The 17,046-nt window shown below is 66.3% G+C and carries 29 protein-coding genes; 9 read left to right on the forward strand and 20 right to left on the reverse strand.

Annotation, left to right across the window (positions count from 1 at the left end; all coding sequences use genetic code 11):
• Nucleotides 1-200: 200 nt before the first annotated feature.
• The 18 genes from KIH45_RS06300 to KIH45_RS06385 all read right to left on the reverse strand — a co-directional run bounded on the left by KIH45_RS06300 (nucleotide 201) and on the right by KIH45_RS06385 (nucleotide 12,236).
• Complete coding sequence (locus KIH45_RS06300) at nucleotides 201-869, reverse strand: hypothetical protein (protein WP_213175145.1); 669 nt, start codon at nucleotides 867-869, stop codon at nucleotides 201-203.
• A gap of 145 nt (nucleotides 870-1,014) precedes the next feature.
• Complete coding sequence (locus tag KIH45_RS06305; protein WP_213175146.1) at nucleotides 1,015-1,269, reverse strand: hypothetical protein; 255 nt, start codon at nucleotides 1,267-1,269, stop codon at nucleotides 1,015-1,017.
• Complete coding sequence (locus KIH45_RS06310; RefSeq protein WP_213175147.1) at nucleotides 1,238-2,893, reverse strand: DNA primase family protein; 1,656 nt, start codon at nucleotides 2,891-2,893, stop codon at nucleotides 1,238-1,240. Before KIH45_RS06310 ends, KIH45_RS06305 begins: the two co-directional genes overlap by 32 nt.
• Entirely contained in the window at nucleotides 2,886-3,056 is a 171-nt protein-coding gene (locus tag KIH45_RS19070; RefSeq protein WP_225899695.1) for a hypothetical protein, read from the reverse strand. The genes KIH45_RS06310 and KIH45_RS19070 overlap by 8 nt, the downstream gene beginning before the upstream one ends.
• 152 nt (nucleotides 3,057-3,208) lie before the next feature.
• Nucleotides 3,209-3,658: a GapR family DNA-binding domain-containing protein gene (locus KIH45_RS06320; protein WP_213175149.1), complete on the reverse strand. Its 450-nt coding sequence runs from the start codon at nucleotides 3,656-3,658 to the stop codon at nucleotides 3,209-3,211.
• Entirely contained in the window at nucleotides 3,655-4,668 is a 1,014-nt protein-coding gene (locus KIH45_RS06325) for a phage Gp37/Gp68 family protein (RefSeq protein ID WP_213175150.1), read from the reverse strand. The genes KIH45_RS06320 and KIH45_RS06325 overlap by 4 nt, the downstream gene beginning before the upstream one ends.
• Nucleotides 4,668-5,981 (reverse strand): CHC2 zinc finger domain-containing protein, encoded by a 1,314-nt coding sequence (locus KIH45_RS06330; RefSeq protein ID WP_213175151.1) that lies wholly within the window; start codon nucleotides 5,979-5,981, stop codon nucleotides 4,668-4,670. The genes KIH45_RS06325 and KIH45_RS06330 overlap by 1 nt, the downstream gene beginning before the upstream one ends.
• Nucleotides 5,978-6,307 carry a hypothetical protein gene (locus tag KIH45_RS06335; protein WP_213175152.1) on the reverse strand — a complete coding sequence of 110 codons (330 nt, stop codon included), beginning with the start codon at nucleotides 6,305-6,307 and terminating at the stop codon, nucleotides 5,978-5,980. The genes KIH45_RS06330 and KIH45_RS06335 overlap by 4 nt, the downstream gene beginning before the upstream one ends.
• Nucleotides 6,304-6,828 (reverse strand): hypothetical protein, encoded by a 525-nt coding sequence (locus KIH45_RS06340; RefSeq protein WP_213175153.1) that lies wholly within the window; start codon nucleotides 6,826-6,828, stop codon nucleotides 6,304-6,306. The genes KIH45_RS06335 and KIH45_RS06340 overlap by 4 nt, the downstream gene beginning before the upstream one ends.
• 2 nt (nucleotides 6,829-6,830) lie before the next feature.
• A complete protein-coding gene (gene dnaN / locus KIH45_RS06345; RefSeq protein WP_225899742.1) occupies nucleotides 6,831-8,138 on the reverse strand; it encodes a DNA polymerase III subunit beta in 1,308 nt (435 codons plus the stop codon).
• On the reverse strand, nucleotides 8,131-8,958 hold the full coding sequence (locus KIH45_RS06350) for a DUF6551 family protein (RefSeq protein WP_213175155.1): 828 nt from the start codon (nucleotides 8,956-8,958) through the stop codon (nucleotides 8,131-8,133). The genes dnaN and KIH45_RS06350 overlap by 8 nt, the downstream gene beginning before the upstream one ends.
• Before the next feature lie 2 nt (nucleotides 8,959-8,960).
• On the reverse strand, nucleotides 8,961-9,254 hold the full coding sequence (locus tag KIH45_RS06355) for a hypothetical protein (protein WP_213175156.1): 294 nt from the start codon (nucleotides 9,252-9,254) through the stop codon (nucleotides 8,961-8,963).
• On the reverse strand, nucleotides 9,251-9,421 hold the full coding sequence (locus KIH45_RS06360) for a hypothetical protein (RefSeq protein ID WP_213175157.1): 171 nt from the start codon (nucleotides 9,419-9,421) through the stop codon (nucleotides 9,251-9,253). The genes KIH45_RS06355 and KIH45_RS06360 overlap by 4 nt, the downstream gene beginning before the upstream one ends.
• Nucleotides 9,418-10,296: a hypothetical protein gene (locus KIH45_RS19075; RefSeq protein ID WP_225899696.1), complete on the reverse strand. Its 879-nt coding sequence runs from the start codon at nucleotides 10,294-10,296 to the stop codon at nucleotides 9,418-9,420. Before KIH45_RS19075 ends, KIH45_RS06360 begins: the two co-directional genes overlap by 4 nt.
• Nucleotides 10,289-10,684, reverse strand: a complete 396-nt coding sequence (locus KIH45_RS06370) for a hypothetical protein (RefSeq protein WP_213175158.1) — start codon at nucleotides 10,682-10,684, stop codon at nucleotides 10,289-10,291. The genes KIH45_RS19075 and KIH45_RS06370 overlap by 8 nt, the downstream gene beginning before the upstream one ends.
• On the reverse strand, nucleotides 10,681-11,085 hold the full coding sequence (locus KIH45_RS06375; RefSeq protein WP_213175159.1) for a hypothetical protein: 405 nt from the start codon (nucleotides 11,083-11,085) through the stop codon (nucleotides 10,681-10,683). Before KIH45_RS06375 ends, KIH45_RS06370 begins: the two co-directional genes overlap by 4 nt.
• A gap of 69 nt (nucleotides 11,086-11,154) precedes the next feature.
• Nucleotides 11,155-11,694: a hypothetical protein gene (locus KIH45_RS06380; protein WP_213175160.1), complete on the reverse strand. Its 540-nt coding sequence runs from the start codon at nucleotides 11,692-11,694 to the stop codon at nucleotides 11,155-11,157.
• Nucleotides 11,691-12,236, reverse strand: a complete 546-nt coding sequence (locus KIH45_RS06385) for a hypothetical protein (RefSeq protein ID WP_213175161.1) — start codon at nucleotides 12,234-12,236, stop codon at nucleotides 11,691-11,693. The genes KIH45_RS06380 and KIH45_RS06385 overlap by 4 nt, the downstream gene beginning before the upstream one ends.
• A gap of 104 nt (nucleotides 12,237-12,340) precedes the next feature.
• On the opposite strand from KIH45_RS06385, the gene KIH45_RS19320 reads away from it, so the two are divergent.
• Nucleotides 12,341-13,069 (forward strand): S24 family peptidase, encoded by a 729-nt coding sequence (locus tag KIH45_RS19320; RefSeq protein WP_213175162.1) that lies wholly within the window; start codon nucleotides 12,341-12,343, stop codon nucleotides 13,067-13,069.
• Between the two features lie 6 nt (nucleotides 13,070-13,075).
• On the opposite strand, the gene KIH45_RS06395 is transcribed toward KIH45_RS19320, so the two are convergent.
• On the reverse strand, nucleotides 13,076-13,453 hold the full coding sequence (locus tag KIH45_RS06395) for a hypothetical protein (RefSeq protein WP_213175163.1): 378 nt from the start codon (nucleotides 13,451-13,453) through the stop codon (nucleotides 13,076-13,078).
• A gap of 137 nt (nucleotides 13,454-13,590) precedes the next feature.
• Between KIH45_RS06395 and KIH45_RS06400 the strand changes: the two genes are divergently transcribed.
• The 5 genes from KIH45_RS06400 to KIH45_RS06420 all read left to right on the forward strand — a co-directional run bounded on the left by KIH45_RS06400 (nucleotide 13,591) and on the right by KIH45_RS06420 (nucleotide 15,055).
• Nucleotides 13,591-13,953: a hypothetical protein gene (locus tag KIH45_RS06400; RefSeq protein WP_213175164.1), complete on the forward strand. Its 363-nt coding sequence runs from the start codon at nucleotides 13,591-13,593 to the stop codon at nucleotides 13,951-13,953.
• On the forward strand, nucleotides 13,953-14,423 hold the full coding sequence (locus KIH45_RS06405; RefSeq protein WP_213175165.1) for a hypothetical protein: 471 nt from the start codon (nucleotides 13,953-13,955) through the stop codon (nucleotides 14,421-14,423). Before KIH45_RS06400 ends, KIH45_RS06405 begins: the two co-directional genes overlap by 1 nt.
• A gap of 88 nt (nucleotides 14,424-14,511) precedes the next feature.
• The gene (locus KIH45_RS06410; protein WP_213175166.1) at nucleotides 14,512-14,721 is read left to right on the forward strand and encodes a hypothetical protein; all 210 of its coding nucleotides are present in this window, start codon (nucleotides 14,512-14,514) and stop codon (nucleotides 14,719-14,721) included.
• On the forward strand, nucleotides 14,718-14,861 hold the full coding sequence (locus KIH45_RS06415) for a hypothetical protein (protein WP_213175167.1): 144 nt from the start codon (nucleotides 14,718-14,720) through the stop codon (nucleotides 14,859-14,861). The genes KIH45_RS06410 and KIH45_RS06415 overlap by 4 nt, the downstream gene beginning before the upstream one ends.
• Nucleotides 14,862-14,869: 8 nt before the next feature.
• Complete coding sequence (locus KIH45_RS06420; RefSeq protein ID WP_213175168.1) at nucleotides 14,870-15,055, forward strand: hypothetical protein; 186 nt, start codon at nucleotides 14,870-14,872, stop codon at nucleotides 15,053-15,055.
• A gap of 5 nt (nucleotides 15,056-15,060) precedes the next feature.
• Here KIH45_RS06420 and KIH45_RS06425 read toward each other — a convergent pair whose 3' ends face one another.
• Nucleotides 15,061-15,309 carry a hypothetical protein gene (locus KIH45_RS06425; RefSeq protein WP_213175169.1) on the reverse strand — a complete coding sequence of 83 codons (249 nt, stop codon included), beginning with the start codon at nucleotides 15,307-15,309 and terminating at the stop codon, nucleotides 15,061-15,063.
• Between the two features lie 35 nt (nucleotides 15,310-15,344).
• On the opposite strand from KIH45_RS06425, the gene KIH45_RS06430 reads away from it, so the two are divergent.
• The 3 genes from KIH45_RS06430 to KIH45_RS06440 are packed head-to-tail and all read left to right on the forward strand — an operon-like array spanning nucleotide 15,345 to nucleotide 16,901.
• Entirely contained in the window at nucleotides 15,345-16,037 is a 693-nt protein-coding gene (locus KIH45_RS06430) for an MT-A70 family methyltransferase (RefSeq protein ID WP_213175170.1), read from the forward strand.
• Nucleotides 16,034-16,306 (forward strand): hypothetical protein, encoded by a 273-nt coding sequence (locus tag KIH45_RS06435; RefSeq protein WP_213175171.1) that lies wholly within the window; start codon nucleotides 16,034-16,036, stop codon nucleotides 16,304-16,306. The genes KIH45_RS06430 and KIH45_RS06435 overlap by 4 nt, the downstream gene beginning before the upstream one ends.
• A complete protein-coding gene (locus KIH45_RS06440; RefSeq protein ID WP_213175172.1) occupies nucleotides 16,299-16,901 on the forward strand; it encodes a hypothetical protein in 603 nt (200 codons plus the stop codon). Before KIH45_RS06435 ends, KIH45_RS06440 begins: the two co-directional genes overlap by 8 nt.
• Nucleotides 16,902-17,046: the final 145 nt, after the last annotated feature.

The following is a 17,046-nucleotide window of genomic DNA, read 5'->3' on the forward strand; positions in this document are numbered from 1 at the left end:
CCCCGCTCCCGCAACCCGATCAAAAACCCAAACAAAACCACGACTTGCGAGAAAATTCCCAAAACCCGCGAGCGCCGCGCTGCCGCACCCCATTGTACGCAGGCCGATTCGGGAGGACCCGCGAGGGGGGCCGGCAGGCCCCGGCCGGAAGTCCAGTGAAATCGAACTCGGTTCGGCCCGTTTCGTCGCCGCGCCCATCATCACGCTGCCCGCGCCGTATCGACATCGAGCCAAGGCTCCGCCGACGCCACCGGCCCCGTCACCGTGAAGCCCAGCGCCCGCGTCGACAGCAGCCAGGCCACCTCGACCAGCGCCTCGTGCCACTGGCGGTATTGCTTGCGCCCCCATTCCTTGCGCCCTTCGTCCCACAGCACGATGACCGGACAGTACGCACCCTTGCGCCCCGGCCCCTGGTACTCGACCTGCGCCTTCTCCCACGGCTTGACCCAGACCGAGGCCCGCGCCTTATGCTCCGGCTCGACCCATGCACTGGGCCGCGTGCCCGCCAGCGCATAGGCGCGAACCATCCGGCCCCCTTCGGCTTCGTTCACGGCATGAGCCACGGCGAGCGCCGCCGGGTGGACATCGGCCGACAACGTCACCCCGCCCCGATCGATCCGACAGCCCAGATGCTCGATCTGCATCAGCTGCCCGACCCCGTCGTTCGAGTAGCGGCTGACCTCGTACCCCGCCGCTTCCGCTTCCATCACGCTCAACCCGACACGCTCGTACCGGTCGACCATCTGCGCGCCATAGGCCCACGCACACAGCACCTCGACATCGACCGCGCCCGTCCGGTCCCATGGCCTGCGCATGGGGACGATACCCTCGCGCGCCTGCACCACCTCACTGCGAAGGACCACCACCATCTGTATCAGCCTCCATATCCATATCTTGGGGAAAGACGGTTACGGACAGGACGGACAGTTAGCGGTCGGGTGCCGCATGTGGGCGCGCCAGCGCGCATGAGCCGCAACCCTGTAAAAACTGTCCGTAACCGTCCGTAACCCTCCGTCATTGCCGCAATTCCAAAGGCTTGCAGGACGGCCAGACCACCCCCGCACCGTCCGTAAACCGTCCGTCCCAACCGTCCGTAAGCACGTTGCCGACGCCGCGCGCCGCCGCCCGCTGGCCCGCCACGACGCGCGCGACCCCCGGAATACGGATAGTTGAGCCCAACCGTCCGTAACCGTCCGTACACAACATCTTGTGGCTGCCCTGCGTCTCGCCGATCACGTCACCAGCCCCCCAGTCCGTCGCCCTGAACATCGCCCTGCCCATCGTTCGAAGCCGGCTTGTCACGACCCTGCGAAGGCGACTTCACGCCCCGCTGCGCATCGTCCGCGCCATCGCCCAGCAATGGCACGTCGCTGCGCAGCTTTACGCCCTTGCGCACCTTCAGGCCCCGTCCGTCCTTCTTGCCCTGTATCTGGCGCTGGGTGAGCTGCTTGCCGAACTTCGTGGTGTTCCAGTTCTCGGTGCTGATGTCGTTGAACTCCATCCACGCCTTGAAGTCCTTCCAGAGCACGGTCGAACCGGTCTCGGCTTCCTTGTCGCTCTGGTCGCACCGCTCCTCCAGCCACTCGGCCAGCGGGCTCGATTCGGCCCAGAAGTTCTCCAGCGCCTCGGCCATGACCTGCGGCACCGGAATGCGCCTGTCGCCAAGCCAGTCGAGACAACCCTCGATCATCCAGTTGAGGATGCCCGGCTTCTCGGTCATCAACCGCTTGCGCAGCTGCTCGGGGGCCTCGAACCCGCCCTCGATGCGCGACAGGTCGACCGGCCACAGCACCAGCTTCAACCGGCGGCGGAAACCGCGATCGTCGCCGGGCATGCGCGGCAGGGGGTTCACTTCGACAAACAGCTTCCATCGCGGCTTGAACGTGATCTCGGTCTTCGCGCCGGATCCGCGCGCGGTCACGTGCCCGCCGCCGGTCACCATTTTCAGCAGCTCGCCGTCCCACGCCACGTTCGGCGCAGGCTCCTCGCTCACCACCATCCGGATATCACCCGCCAGGCGCACGAGGTCCGACCGGTGCTCGCTGCCCGACTTCTGGAAACTGGCCTGCAGGAACGTCTTGACCGGACTGTGTCGGTAATAGTCGCCGTGCAGGTCGGTGATGATCTCGTGTGTCTTGGACTTGCCGTCGCCGCCCAGCCCCTTGTGGACGTAGAATTCCTCGCAATCGGTAAGGCCCGTCAGCGTCTGCCCGTACATGCGGGCAAAGATCGCGCGCTGTTCGTCGTCCGGCTGCACCAGCGCAAGCCGCTCCAGCCACATCGGGCACTCGGCCTTGGGATCATAGGCAACATTCGCCACCTGGCTGATCATGTCGGCCGCATCGTGGCCTTCCTGGAAATCGAGCCGCCACTTCATCTCCGGCCCGTCCGGCGGCAGGAAGCGCAGCGTGCCGTTCTGGACGTTGTAGGCCAGCGGATCGCGGTCGAAGTCTTCCGACCATGCGCGCATTTCGGGCAGGACCTTGGCCTGCGCCAGCATCGCGCTGGTCTGGGCGGCATTGCCCGACTTCACGGCATGACGGCGCAGCGCCGACAACCGTTCCAGCGCGCGCTCCGGCGTGCACCAGTCGCCGTACTGTTCCTCCAGCGCCTTGGCATCGGGGTTCTTCGGATCGCCGATCAGCGCACCCAGCGCCGCCGCCTCGTCATTGATATGCCGCGCCACATCCAGCGCCAGCGCGCGGGCACGGTATTCGCCCTCGCGCTGCGACCAGTGCGTGCCGGCAAAGGCCGACCAGAACTCGTCATCGACCCAGCGCAACTCGCCCCGCGCCAGCACCGCGATGCGCCGCGCATTACCGGCATCGTTGCATTCGAACCACGCCATCATCAGCGGGTCGGCGACGGTTACGGGGATCATCGGACTATCCACGGTCTACCGCTTCGCCTTCTGCCGCCTCGTCGTTTGCTTGCGTCTCGACGTAGCCGATCGAGGCCAGAGCCTTGCCGACAAGATGCCAGACATGGAGAGCAATGCGTCTATGGCCCATCACTCTGCCCTCGCGGGTGACATCACACGCTCGGCGATTGGCCATTGCAATGTCCAAAGACTGAGCCGACCGGCCCCGAAACGTCCGGCAACGGTAATTGCCGCGTGTCTTGGATCCGCCGATATTGTCGATCATCATCCGCGCCAGTTCGGTCCTCTTGCCCGTTATGGCGCTGTGCAATTCCACCCTTACGATGATCATCGCCCACCCCGCGTCATCCGGTCGATCTGGCTGGCGATCATCGCGTCGTTTGCGGCGCGCACTTTGGCGGTGGCCGGTTTCGGCGCGGTCTGGTCCTCGCCGGCGAACATCTTCACCAGCGCCCGGTCGCGCGCGTCGTCCATGATCTCTTCGAAGTCGAGCCCCTGCCCATCGGCGACCATGCGATAGAGATCGAACAGCGCCTCTGCCTCGTCGACGGGCTCGCGGCCCTTCTTCTCGCACTCTTCCTGCCAGCGCACGACGTCCTCGATGCGCTTGGCATCGAACCCGGCATTCTTCGCTTCCTTGCGCAGCGCCGCCAGATCCTCCCCGATCACACGCCGATCGTCACGCAACTGGCGCACGCGGCGCAGGTAGCCCAGCAGCATCTGCTTGGCATGACCCGACGAAGGATCCCGCGCTCCGAATGATGGCGAGTCGGTCATGCCGGGACTCCGTCATGCTGAACGCCGTCGAGCAGGCGGCCCGTCATGCGCTTGACTGCGCGCAGAGGCTTGTTGCCACCCCATATCCGACCGTCGCCTGTCATCTGCCCCGGTGGCAAACAGTCGCCCCATTGTTTGAAATGGAACGGGACGCCAGCGGCTGCACACTGATCTCGAAGTGATCGGGCCCAGTCGGGACGCATCGGGCGAGCGTTCGGGCCGGATTCGCCACCAACGATCACCCAGTCGAGTCCAGGGCCATCAGGGCAGTGCCCACCTTGCTCTTTGCCCGTCAGTGCGTTCTTGAGGAAACCGGGATAGTATTCGATATGCTCGAGATCGACCGGCCCCAGCAACGGCTCCGCACTGATGAAGCGAATGGCGGCGGGCGTTTCGAGAAGGTCAGGGATGCGCTCGTCGGCGCGGCGCTGGTCCTCGACGCTGACACCGAGCCAGACGTTCGGGAGAGGCATCCACACAAACTCTGCCTCATGCTCCTCGATGCGCTCTCCCAGCGGTTCAAGAACAGCCTCACCGCGAACACCCCAATCCCCAGCATGGTGCAGTAGGACAGTCGCCACGCGACAGGGCATTTCTGCGTCGGTCATATACTCCCGCATCCGCGCGCTGCGCTTGGTCAGCACCATGTGCCGGTGCTGCGGCGTCAGCGCCATCACGGCGAACTGCTTGTCGATCCACTCGTCAGGCACGTTCTCATGGAACAGGTCGCCATGCGCGTTCCAGAAGATCGCCCGCGGCTTCTTCCAGCGAAGCACCTGTTCGAGCGCGGCAGGGTTCTCGCGGACTTCGCCAGTCCAACGCGGCCCCGCCGAGGTCTGCTTTGCCAGGCCTTCACGGGACGGATGATTGCGAAGGCGTGTACCAGCGAGCCGCTCGGCGTAGCAGCCGCCGAAGGGGCCGGGGCCACCACAGCCAGGCGAAACCCTCGAGCAGCCGTTGACATAATTCACGGTCGCGTCGGCCCATTCGATCTTCGTACCGTCAGCCATCACACCCCCTCCATCGCGGCGCGTGCCGCATCGTTGAAATCCATCCCCGGTGGCGCGCGCATCGCCTCGACCGGCGCGGCCCCGCTGGCCCGCCACCCGCGCACGAACAGTTCGCCGCACACTTGCGACCGTTCTGCCCCGCTGATCGCGCGTCGCTCGAACCCGCCGCGCCGCGACGGCTGCACCAGCTCGCCGCGAAACGCGCCGGTCTGCGGATCCTTGCGTCCGCGCAGCGGGGCCATGTCGGAATCAATGAGGCCCGTAACCGGCCCGTGATGGCCGGGGATCGTGAAGCACGGCCGGTCGGCATCGGGCGCGATCGCGTGCAGCGGCCAGAACCGCTCGCCATCGCGGCGGCTGCGCCCGAACAGCAACCCGCCCTGCAAATTATCAAGGCTCAGCGTCGCAACGCCCACCGCGCCCGCATCCGCCTCCGCGATCGCCATACCCGACAGGACGGTCTCGTTACCCTCGCCGACGTAAAGCCGCGCATCGCGGTCATAGTGCCCGATGATCACCGCGCCGCCGCCCACCGGCCCCAGCATCCGCCGCTTGGGCAGCATCGGGTCGGTATCATCGGGCTTGGCCCACGGCTTGCGCCGCACCATCGTCGAGACGCCATCGGGGGCAAGATACGTGACGTGGACGCCCGTCACCCGCCAGGTCAGCACGCCGTCGTCGCCGCGCGTCGGACGCACCACGTCCGCCACGATCGCGGGCGCGACCGGACCTTTCAGCGGGTCTTCGCTATCGCGCCAGGGCGCGACCGGACATTCGGAAAGATAGCGGAACGCGCCAAGCCGGTCGTCGGTCAGAACCTGCGCCGGAACCCCGCGCCCTTCGAAGTACCGGCGCACCGGCGCATCCTCGCGCCGCGCGCGCTTCCAGATCCACCGCCCCATGTCGACCGGATCGATGACCGATCGTCCGGCATAGCGCCGCGGCGCAGGATTGCGCTCGCGCCGGACCGGCGCGGCATCGCCCTCGATCCCTGCGTCCCCGCCGATTCCCGCCTCGCTTTCGCACCGGGCCAGCGCCTCGCTGAACGGCAGGCCGAAGATATCCTGCACGAAACGGATGACATCGCCGTGCCACTGGCACCCGAAACAATGCGCGAACCCGTCGCCGCTGTCGGTCCCGCCGATCTTCACCGAAAGGCTGGCCGAATTGCTGCCGTGAAACGGGCACTGCCCGCGCCGGTTCGTGGCTTTCGCCGATCCCGACAGCTTCACGTGGCGCTCGACCACCGTGTCGATCCGCAACCGGCGCTTCACTTCGGCAATGCGCGACTGGATGGACGGTGCGCTGTTCATGCCTCACCCCTCAGATCGCCCCGAAGCTCGCGGCGCGCGATCTCGACGTCGGCGGCGCTGCGCGTCCAGCTCGGGCTCTGCCGCGCCTTCATCCACGCGGCCACTTCGGCAACGCTGGGATCGCCCGCCTGCGCGGTTACCAGCGGCGCGGCCAGAACCGCGCGCATCCGTGCCATCTGCTTTTCGGCCAGCGCCGTGTCCGCCTTCGGCCCGGTGCCAGCGAATTCCATCGCCCGCTGGGCCAGTTCGAGCAACTCGCGCGCCTGCGCCTGCAGCATCGCGCGGCTCGGCCCCACCGGCCCCAGTTCGTCGAACACGCCGCTCATGAAATGCCCTGCCCGCATTCACAGGCATCGGGCCGCGCCCCGCACCACGTGCACGATGTCCCGCGATAGGTCTGCGCGCCTGCATCGACCCGCGTCTCTACAGGCGGCGGTCCGCCCGCCGTCGCCTCGCCCGTAGCAAGGATCGTCACGCGCCGATGCGCCCCCGTTCCGTCGACACGGATCAGGCCTTTCATGCCGATGCCGCGCATCGCATGGCCGATCGAATTGGGATGATGGCCCATCTGTTCGCCGATGGTGACGTTCGTCGGCATTACCTCGCCGCGCCGCGCCATGGCCGACAGGTGCTCGTACACTGCCAGTTCCAGCGGGCTGACATCGCGCCCGTCCACCCGTTCGGTCACCACCGGATCGCGCCGCCGCAGGCCTTGCGACCGCGCGACGTTGTAGACCTGCCGCGCGCTCACCCCGTGGCGCGCGCCGATCTCTTCAAGGGTTTCCTCGCCCTCGAAGTCGCGCACGATGGCGGCGATCTTGTGCTGGGGAACGGGCGGCCGCGCCATGATCAGGCGACTCGCATCGGCATCAGGACCTGCAACAGACGCGACGAACTGTCATCATCGTCGCCGCCCGATGCCCGCACCGTCACCGGCCCGACGCTGTCCTGGACAAACCCGACGACGACATCGTCCGCCGCGATCGCGCCAAGCGCCGTGCGCAGATAATCGACATTGAACCCGATCTCGAATCCCTCGCCCTCGTACCTGCAGGCCAGCGCCTCTTCCGCCGAACCCAGTCCGGGCACCGCCGCGCGCAGCGTCACCGCATCGGCGGACAGTGCCAGCTTCAGCGCGCGGCTCTTCTCCTCGCTCAACGCCGAAATGCGCCGCGCCGCCTCGGACAGCGCGCCGCGCGGCAATGTCGCCTCGCGCACCGTGCTCGCCGGGATCACGCGGGCATAATCGGGAAAGGTGCCGTCGATCGACTTCGCCACGATCTCGATCGCCCCGCCGTCCGCCGCGTCCATGGCAAACCGCATAAGCCCGCCGGTCTCCGATCCATCGCGCGCGATGGAAACCGCCGCCGGTGCATCCTTGGCGGCCGCCTTCACGGCTTGCGGCAACAGCTTTTCCAGCAGCGCGACGGTGCGCCGGTGGACGATCGTCGGCGCCAGCGCCATCGCCCCTTCGGGCACGTCCATGCCAAGACGGGCCAGCCTGTTGCCGTCCGTCGCCGCAAAACGCAGCTCGGCCCCATGCCCGTCCTCTTGCCAGACATGCCACAGCACCCCGTTCAGGTAGTACCGCGTCTCTTCGCTCGATACCGCGTGACTGACGCGCGCGAGCACATCCGCCAGACCGCCGGCATCCATGTCGAACTCCAGTTCCCACGCCGCCTTGGCCGCGCGCGGAAACTCCGCAGGTGGCAGGCAGGCAAGCCGGAACCGGGCGCGCCCTGCGCTCACCGTTACTTGCCCGCCATAGCCATCGGTCAGGTCGTCGGGCGCGCCTTCGTCGGTTTCCACCGCGATCGTCGCCATGGCATCGGCGTCGACACCTGCCAGGATCTTGTCCAGCGGCTTGGCCGGTACCGCGACCGAAAAGCCGCGGATCGACTTGACCCAGTCCGCGCTTCCCGCCCCGTCGCGGTCGTCGCTGGCAAGCTCGCGCCGGATCCACATGTCGAGGTCGGTCGATTCCAGTGATATCGCCCCGTCGCCCGCCGTCATCACGACATGGTCAAGGATCGGCAATTCGCTGCGCCCTGCGACAGCGCCCAGCACGTCCTTCAATGCTGCTCGCAAGCTGCCTGCGCGCACCCGCACCGCCCGCCGCCGCGTATCGCGCACCGGCATGTCCACCACTTCACTCATCGTCGTCACACCCCAGTGCTTCCTGATAGGCCGTAAGCAGCACGCATCCGCCGGCGACGTGGCGCGCCACGGCCTGCTGTGCCCGTTCGATCTCGATTGCCGCGACCCAGCCCTTCTGCTTGTCGCCCTGCAGAACCATCAGCAGCAGCTCGTCGTCGATCTGCCCCTTGGCGTCGTGCAACAGCTGCGCGATGGAAGAAAACAACGTGCCCGCGTACCGCAGCACTTCGCCTTCAAAGGCCTGCGCGGTCAGCACCAGTGCACGGTGGGTCAGCGCCTCACCCGACTTGCGGAACACTTTCTGGATGCCGCCGATGTTCGATACCATGCCCGGCTTCCACGCGGTGAAGTTCGTATGCGGCGCAAGCGTCAGGCCCACCCGGTCCAGCAGCCGCGCAACCTTGCGGGCGGTATCGTCGCCCGATGCCAGCGCGGCGCGGAACAGGTCGATCGCCGTCATCGCGCGCCGCTGGACGTTCATGGCGACGAACGATGCCGCCTCGTCCTCGGCGCTGTCGTACCGCGTGACGACGCAAGGCAGGTCATAGATGTCGCGGCGCAACCGGGCCGCTGCCAACCGGTGCTGCCCGTCGACCACCCACAGCGATCCGTCCGCGCGCCGCGCCACCGACAGCGGATGGAACAGCGACCAGTTCCAGTGCTGCGCGATCCGGCGAATAAGGTCCTTGCTGGACCCGTTGTCGATCGACCGCTGGTAGCTGCCGTCGATCTTCAGGTCGGGCACCCGGCAGTTCTCCAGGCTGGGCCGCAAGCCCAGCACCGGATTGACCGCCAATCGTGAAGTGGATGCCCGCGCCATGGTCAGTCCTCCATCTCTTCGGGCAGCACGGGGTCCTGCGCCGAAATGGCGTCCGACCGGTGCAAACCCTGTCCGATTCCGTCGATGGCCGCGTCGATCCGCTGGCACTCGATGCGCAGCGCATGGGCCTCGACCAGCCCGTCCGATTGCCCCGAAGCGCCCACCGGCCCCGCCAGCTGCGACAGCCGGTCGCGCAGACGCTCCAGCACGGTGACGCACGACGCCCTCTCGGCGATCACGTCCGCCGAAGCCGCTTGCCGCTCGGGCCGCGCCGCGATCATCCCCTCCCCGCTCATGACAGGTTCGGCATGAACAGGGTGAGAGGCCACGCCAGTGCCCAGACGAGCTCGCTCAGCTCGGGCCAGCGCTTACCGTCCATCCGCGCTGCGATGATCGACAACGACATGATCGCGAACACGCCGCCCAGCCAGAACGACAGCAGCGCGATGGCCAGCGGGCTCACCGTGCCGTCTCCTGATCCGCGGCGGCGCGCGATACGCTGATGTCATCGCCGGTCACCTTGACCTTGACGAACTTCTTCAGGTCGAAAGGCTTCTCGCCGGGCTTGCTCGTGACGGTGCGATCGCCATGTTCGCCGCACCCGCGCCCGATCTGGCCGGGATCGCCCGCGGCGGTGAAGTCTTCCCAGTGCACCCACCCTTGCGGACAGGCGAAACCCCATTCGCGCTTTTTGGGACCGGTCATGAACAGCGTGACTGCACCCTCGCCGGGAAGGACCTCGAGCCGGTGCAGTGTGTCCGCGCTCCGCTCGATCACGTCGCCCGCCACGCGCAGGACCTGCCGCCCATCGGCAAGGTGTTCAATATAACGCCCCACGATGACCAGCGTGCGATTGTCCCACGGATGATCGTGCAGCGCGCGGTCGTCGTCGCTTTTCAGGATGCGGTGCAGGTAGACGTTCTGCCAGGGATTGCGCGGCACCACGAACCAGCGGTGCATGTAGTTGTCGCCGATGACGAAATCGGGATCGCGCGCCACGATCTTCGCGGCCCAGACTTGCATCTCTCCCAGATCGGCCAGCGGCAGAACCGGCTCGCCGATGCTATTCCGGTCGGTGTCTGGAGACTCCTCTGCCGGGGCGATAGCGAGTCCAAGGCAGTGATATCTGCCGTTGGGTCCGCAACGTGTGAACTCGTAGCCCAGATCGGTCAGGCACCGACGGAAATGCCGGACGTATGCAGAACCAACCAATCCTCGCCCGGTTGATGCCGACCAGCTCTGGAAGACGCTGAATAGATAGTCGACCTCGGTCGACATATCCGGGCTGGTGACCTTGCACCGCTCGTCGATCCAGCTTGCAACATCGGCTCTAAGCATTCTTCCCTCCCCGCCTCTCGGCCTCACACCGCCGCACCGCGCGGGTCAGAACGTCCCGCAGCGCCTCGGCTTCATCCATTGCAAAGGTCACGCCATCGACGGCGACACAGACCGCCTCCGCGCCTGCCGCGTCGATCCCGCGCGCAAGGCTGCGCACCATCGCACGTGCTCGCCGCAGGCTCATCGGTTGTGCTTTGACTTCGCCGTCCGTCAGGATCTCGACGACGATCTGGCCATCGGTCATCCGCGCACCGGCATCGACCACCACGGCCGTCACGTTCCAGTCGCGCGACCCTGCCGGAAAGGCATGAAACGCGGGCGGGACGCGCGATGCGATGGCCGGAAACGGCAGCACTCTCCCGGCAAGGAAAGTCTCGGCGGCGATCATGCCTCCGGCTCCGGCAGGGGGCGCGGATCATGCGTCGCGCGGTGAACGTCCAGCCCCCGGGTCCACGGACGCGCACCGCGCTGGACGATATAGACCGGCCCGCCCGCGGCCTTGCCCAGGTAATGCGGCGTCGCAAGGCCGCGCATCTCCAGCCACTTGACGATGTTGTAGATCGGCTTGGGGCAATCGCGCGGCATGCTCGGCGTCGTCGCCGACGGCATGAAGTAGGCGATACGTGCACCGGGCTGCGCCCGTTCGGCCCACCGGATCAGCGCCTGACTGTCCTTGGCCATCAGGCCCTTCACATTCCAGTTCGCGCCATCTTCGACCGCTTCGGCCCTTGCCGTCCCGAACCCGACACCTGTCCCCGAACCACTCCCCGACCCACTTTTCGCCAGCATGATACCGCTATGCTCCCTCAAGAATTCCAGTCCCCGCCGCATCGCAGCACGGCGTTCGTCGTCCCGCTGTCAGCCGCGCCCACCGGCCCCGTTCGTTCCGCAATTCCCTGCCCCGTCGCCTGCACCGGCCGACGCCATCACGTGGCGCAGCTGCTCGATCACGTGCTCGATCTGGTCCAGCTCGCGGCACAGCTTCTCGCGCGCGGAAACCGACAGGCTCTCGCACCGGGCGGAAAGATCCTCGCCTGCAAGACAGGCCATCACGTCGGCACTTTCGCGCGCCAGCCACGCCATCCAGTCACCAAGGTCGAACCCTTCGCCCACGGCAGCGCGCGGCCCGTCCAGCGGCAGGCCCTGCGCCCGTGCCAGCGCCCGCGTGATATGCGGCGCGCCCGGTGCGCCGGTGCCCAGCGCCTCGACCTTGGCGACGATATCCAGCGGCATGAAACTGCGCGTCGTGCGCGAACAGTAATCCGACACCACGCCTTGTGAACGGCCGCAGTTCTCGGCCACGAAATCCTGCCCGCCTGCCGCGCGCACGGCATCGGCGGTCGCGATCTTCAGGGCCAGTTCGTCGGGCGACAAGCGCTGGGTGCGATCGGTGCTCATGCCGCGATCCGGCGCGGGCAGCGCTGCAAGACGCACTGGGCGACGCGCACGTCGTCGGTGCGAAGGTCGCATTCGGGGCAAAGCGCGGGGGCATCGAGGACGTCGTGCGAAAACGCAAACAGCTCTCCCGGCGCACCGTCGGGGGTAACGTGTCCGGCACCGGAAGAGCTGTCGCCACCGGCAGGGTCCTGCCCGCCGGTCCGTGGTTCGCTTTCGTCGTAGTCGTGGTCCGGCCCGATCTCGGGGCCGATATCCTGCGCCTCACCATCGGGCGACAGCGCCGCGTCGGGCGTGATACCTGCAACCCTATGAATGAACTCGCCCACCTCCGCTGGAATCCGACCTTCGTCCCAGGCCCCTGCATCGGCGAAAAAGTCCGCGAACTTTTCGAGCGTAGCCGTATGGATGCCGAGCTTGCCGGTGCCGAGCCGCGCAAAGAACTTGCCGTCGTTGACGACGATGGTGGAAAGCCGTGCAACCGATTTGCCGGACGCTTCCGCCCAAAGCTCGGCGCAGGCGTTGAGATGATCGGTAAGGTTCATCGGTGCTCCTCGTAGACGGAGCATTCTATACGGGACATATCCCGCATCAGTCAACGGGGCATGTCCCGCTTTCTGTTGATTTCAGGATGCGGGATACTCCCCGCGTGAAAAATGAACGTGAAATCCTTGCCGAACGCGTGCGCGAAAGGGTCGATGCCAGCGGCCGTTCGCCGCGCGATCTGTCGATAGAGGCGATCGGCAAGCCCGACCTGATCCGGGATATCCTGCGCGGCAAGCGCATGCCCACCGGCCCCGTCATGCTGAAACTGGCCGAAGTGCTCGACACGACGACCGAATACCTCCTCGGCCTCACGGCCTCGCCAGACCAGGTACAAAGCGAAGTCTCGATCCAGGACGTGCGCCGCGACTGGATCCCCGAAAAGCCGACCGAACTTGGCATTCCGCTCGTCGGCACCGGCGATTGCGCAGAACTTGCAGTTATCGACGAATCGGGGGAAGAGATCGAAGTGGAACGCTCCAGCTTCGACCCGGAATATCATGTCCGCTACATCAAGCGCCCCGCCGTGCTGGCGGGTGACCGCAAGGCCTATGCCATCTACTTCCATGGATCATCTATGGAACCCCGCTTCTTTGCGGGAGAGATCGGCATCGTTCAGCCCGATCGGCATGCGGGCCCTGGCGATTTCGTTCTGGTCCAGCTCAACGACGGTACCGAAGACGCGGTCGTCTCCGTCCTCGTGAAAAAGCTCGTGCGCCAGACGACGCAGTACGTCGAACTGGAACAGTACAACCCGCCCACCGTCTTCAGGCTACCGCGCCGGCAGGTCTCGCACCTTCACCGGATCATGATGCCGAACGAACTGCTGGGCTGACGCCGGTCAGCAACCGGCATCGCTCCACAACCCGCCGAAGTTTTCGCCGCCCGCCCTTTCCGTCATAGGCACGTCGGCGATCACCATGAACCGCTGGAACCCGGTCATCCCGCCATAGCCGTTCCGGCCATTCACTTCCCCGCATAGCACCGACGCGCCGTTAAGACCGCGCGCCGCGACATGGACCCCGCGCACTTCCATCGCGTCGGGCTCGCGCATCCCTGCGCGCAAGGATCGCAGGCCCGCCCTCTCGATATCGTGTAGCCGGTTCTCTTCCCACTGGCTGGCCCGCTCCGCTGCGGAATGGCGGTCGCCCGCGTCCGAAAACAGCACGAACCATCCGATGATCGCCAGTCCCACCAGCGGCAACCAGGCATTTCGCATTCCCACGTCTCCAGTATCCGGGCCGAGTGTGGCGCCACCGCGCCCGTCGATCAATGCAAAGGGACATGCCCCGCATTAGCCCCTTGACACGGGACATATCCCGCATTTATTCCCGCGTGGACGAAAGGGGTTCATCCATGCTTCGCAACTTTTCCGACTTTCCCCATGCCGGCAGCCGCGCGTTTCTTGCGCCCCATGGCGATCCGGTGCGCATCATCCGCCACAACGCGGACGGCACCACTTTCGTCGCCATGCTGCCCGTCGCCCACGATCCCCGCCGCCACCTCGACGCCGCGGGCAACCGCACCGTCGCCTTTGCGGACCTGTTCGAGACACCGGACCTTGCCGCCCCGCGCCTGCCGAAGCGGCGCAGGCGCAAGGCCAAGGCCTCAAGCAGCGCAGCGGTAGGCCAGACCAGAACGGCCTCAAGCAGCAAAGCGGTAGGCCGGAAAAAATCCGCATCAAGCAGCAAAGCGGTAGGCCGCAGGAAATCCGCCTGATGCGCGCCGACACCGCCTCGCTGGCTACGGTCGCCACCCGCGAATACGCGCTGCGCCGGAAGACGGCGATGACTGCGGTCGCCGCCAACCAGCTCGCCCACGAACAGGCCATGGTGTTGCTGCGCCCGTGGGCGGCCATCGCCCTCCTCGCAGGCGGCACCGTGCCGCAGCTCGAACAGGACGTGGCCGACCGGACGGACGAGGCAACGCCGATCCAGTTCGCAAAGCTGATCGTGGCGATCGATCTTTGCTCCCGCGCCGAATGGGTCGCGGCCCTGGCCACCGCCCGCGACCGCGCGGTCGAAGCGGCAGAACGCAATCCCGATCATGTTGAGCGTGCGCGCGGCCTGCAACGCCTCGCCCGCTACTTCGCCCACGATCCGGCAGGGCAGGACCACGTGCCGCCCTACCGCCCGTTCGAACCCGTGCCCACCGGCGACACGGCCCAACCAATGAAGGACGCGGCATGAGCTTTCTGCAGGCCTACTGGCGCGAACTCGCCATCGCCCTCTTCGGCGCGGCCGTCGCCGTTCTCGTCTTCCTCGCCGGTGCCCTGTGATGGACTGGCGCGACACCCCCATTCCCCCGGCCCCACACGGCCTCAATCAGCGAAGCGGTAGGCCAGAACAGCCTGCCGACCTGATTGAGGTTGTGCGGGGTTACACCGCCGCCGACTGGCGCGACGCCATGATGTTCCTCGTCATGGTCGCCATCGCGATCACGTCGGCGGCGGCCCTCATCCTCTTGATGGAGCCTGCAACGCCATGAACGATCCCTATTCGCAGGACTGGATGCTCCGCGACGATCCGATGGCGCCAATGCGCCTGCGCCGCGGCATCCGCAACGGCCTTGTCCTGTCGATCCCGCTCTTGCTGGCAATCGCGGGCGCGATCGCCGCCGCACGGTGACGCAGGCCATGACCAATCTCGACCGCTACGACGCAATCACGCTCGACGCGCGGCTGCGTTATCTCATCGGCCTGCGCAACACGCGCCAGCTGACGGCAGCAGAGGACGAGGAACGCCTCCGCCTCACCCGCTGCCGCCTGCTGCGCAACGTGACGCGCCAGCGCCGTCTGGCACGGCTGCATAGCGCGATATGATCGTGTCAGGCAGGCTCTTGCCAGTCGGGATCGCCGCTGGCCCAGCCATCGGGCAGCGCCCCGATGATTGCTTCGGCGCGACGATCGGCAACCACGCCGAAGGCAGGCTCCGCCGTGGCGACGTCCTGCGCGGCATCGCGCACCAGGCGCGCGACCGCTTCGGGATCGACGGCTCCGCTATCGATCTGGTTTGCAAGGAATCGGGTGACGATCGCCAGCGCAAGTTCGCCGGCCGTTTCGGTTTCGTATGCCATGGCGCGCACGCTGCCGCGACACGGGCGACGATGCAATGACCGCCGCCGCCCCTCTCACCGGCTTTCGCCTGTTCTACGCCGACCCGCCTTGGTCCTTCGAGACGCACGACGGCAGGAGCCGCACGCCGACGCAGAAGCGTTTCGCGAAGGCGCGCGCCTCAAGTAGCAAAGCGGTAGGTGAGAAAACCTTCCGCGAGGCAGAAGACCACTATCCCACGATGTCGATCGAGGAGATGTCGGCGCTCCCGATCGCCGAGATGGCGGCAAAGGACGCAGTACTGGCGATGTGGATCGTCGGCAGCCACTGCGACGTTGCCTTTGATCTGGCTGCGGCATGGGGCTTCCCGACTTTCGTGACGGACCTGTTCTACTGGGCCAAGCAGAAGCTGGTCCACGCCAACCAGGTCGACCTCTTCACCGGCGACATTCCCCCACCGCCCATGTCGATGGGGTACTACAGCCGCAAGCAGGTCGAACCCTGCTGGCTGTTCAAGCGCGGCAAGGGCGTCCCCGTCGCCGCGCACGACGTGCGCCAGCTGATCATCGCCCCACGCGCCGAACACAGCCGCAAGCCTGTCGAGGCCTACGAACGGCTCGAACGCATGTTCAGCGCCGTCCCCCGCATCGAACTCTTCGCCCGCAACACCCGCCCGGGCTGGTCCGCCTGGGGCAACGAAGTCGGCAAGTACGACGCGCCGTCAGCGCAGATCGAAAGGAAAATCGCATGATCGAGAACCCGCCCGCTTTTCCGACCTTGTTGCAAGTTGAGCATGGAGGCATCGACGCCCGTGCAGGGATGACCCTGCGCGACTGGTTCGCCGGTCAGGCACCGGTCACAATTTCGGACGCCGCAGAGGTTTGTGGCTGGTCTGGCAAATCTCCGATCAACATGAATTGCGATGCTGAGCGCGCTACTCTCTGGGCGGTCATGACCATGCTTCGGTACGATTACGCCGACGCCATGCTCGAAGCCCGCAAGGGAGGTTCGCATGACTGAACAGATAACCGTGACGCAGCCGCGCCCTGACACGTTCAGCGGCGACAATGCCAAGCTGATCGAGTGCATAGACGCACTACTTGACCTTGACGATGCGAAGGCGCTGGTCCCGCATGGCCTCGGAAAAGGCTCTCACGCCTATGTTCTGTTGAACGCCGCCCGCCACCGCATCGAAGTAGAGAAACGCACAGCTAACCGCGATGTGGTGGAGGTGCGCATGGCCATGTTTCTCGAAATCATGGCTGCGACAGGCGGCGAAACCGACGCGGGCGATTGGCGCGGGAACTGGATCAACGCCTTTTGCGAAGAACATGAAGGGCGCGATCCCGACACGTTCAACGCGGCGGCAAACGCTGGCTATATCAGCGTGGCGCATTGCACCAGCACCGACCACTCGATTGCGACATTGACCGACAAGGGACGCACCGCCCTCGCCTCTCTCGACACCGGCACGGGGCTGATGGAGCGGTCTGCCCTTGTCGAGAAGATCACCAAAGCGATCTTTTTCGAGGACTGCGGCAACACCGAACATTGGGAAGCAAACGTCAATCTTGGCGAGGCCGTTGTCCGCGCTCTTTGGGGGGATGGGGAATGAGCCACGCTTGGAGCATGTCTGATGGCGCGCTCTGGTGCCCATCCTGCGGCGATCGGGTTTGCCTCGACGACTCCGACCACGCGCCGGACGAATGTCGCCAGTGCGGCTTCCCCGACCCCGAGGCAGTCGCCGACTATCACTGCGC

Source organism: Croceicoccus gelatinilyticus (genome assembly GCF_018398395.1).
In the GTDB taxonomy this organism is placed as follows: Bacteria; Pseudomonadota; Alphaproteobacteria; order Sphingomonadales; family Sphingomonadaceae; genus Croceicoccus; species Croceicoccus gelatinilyticus.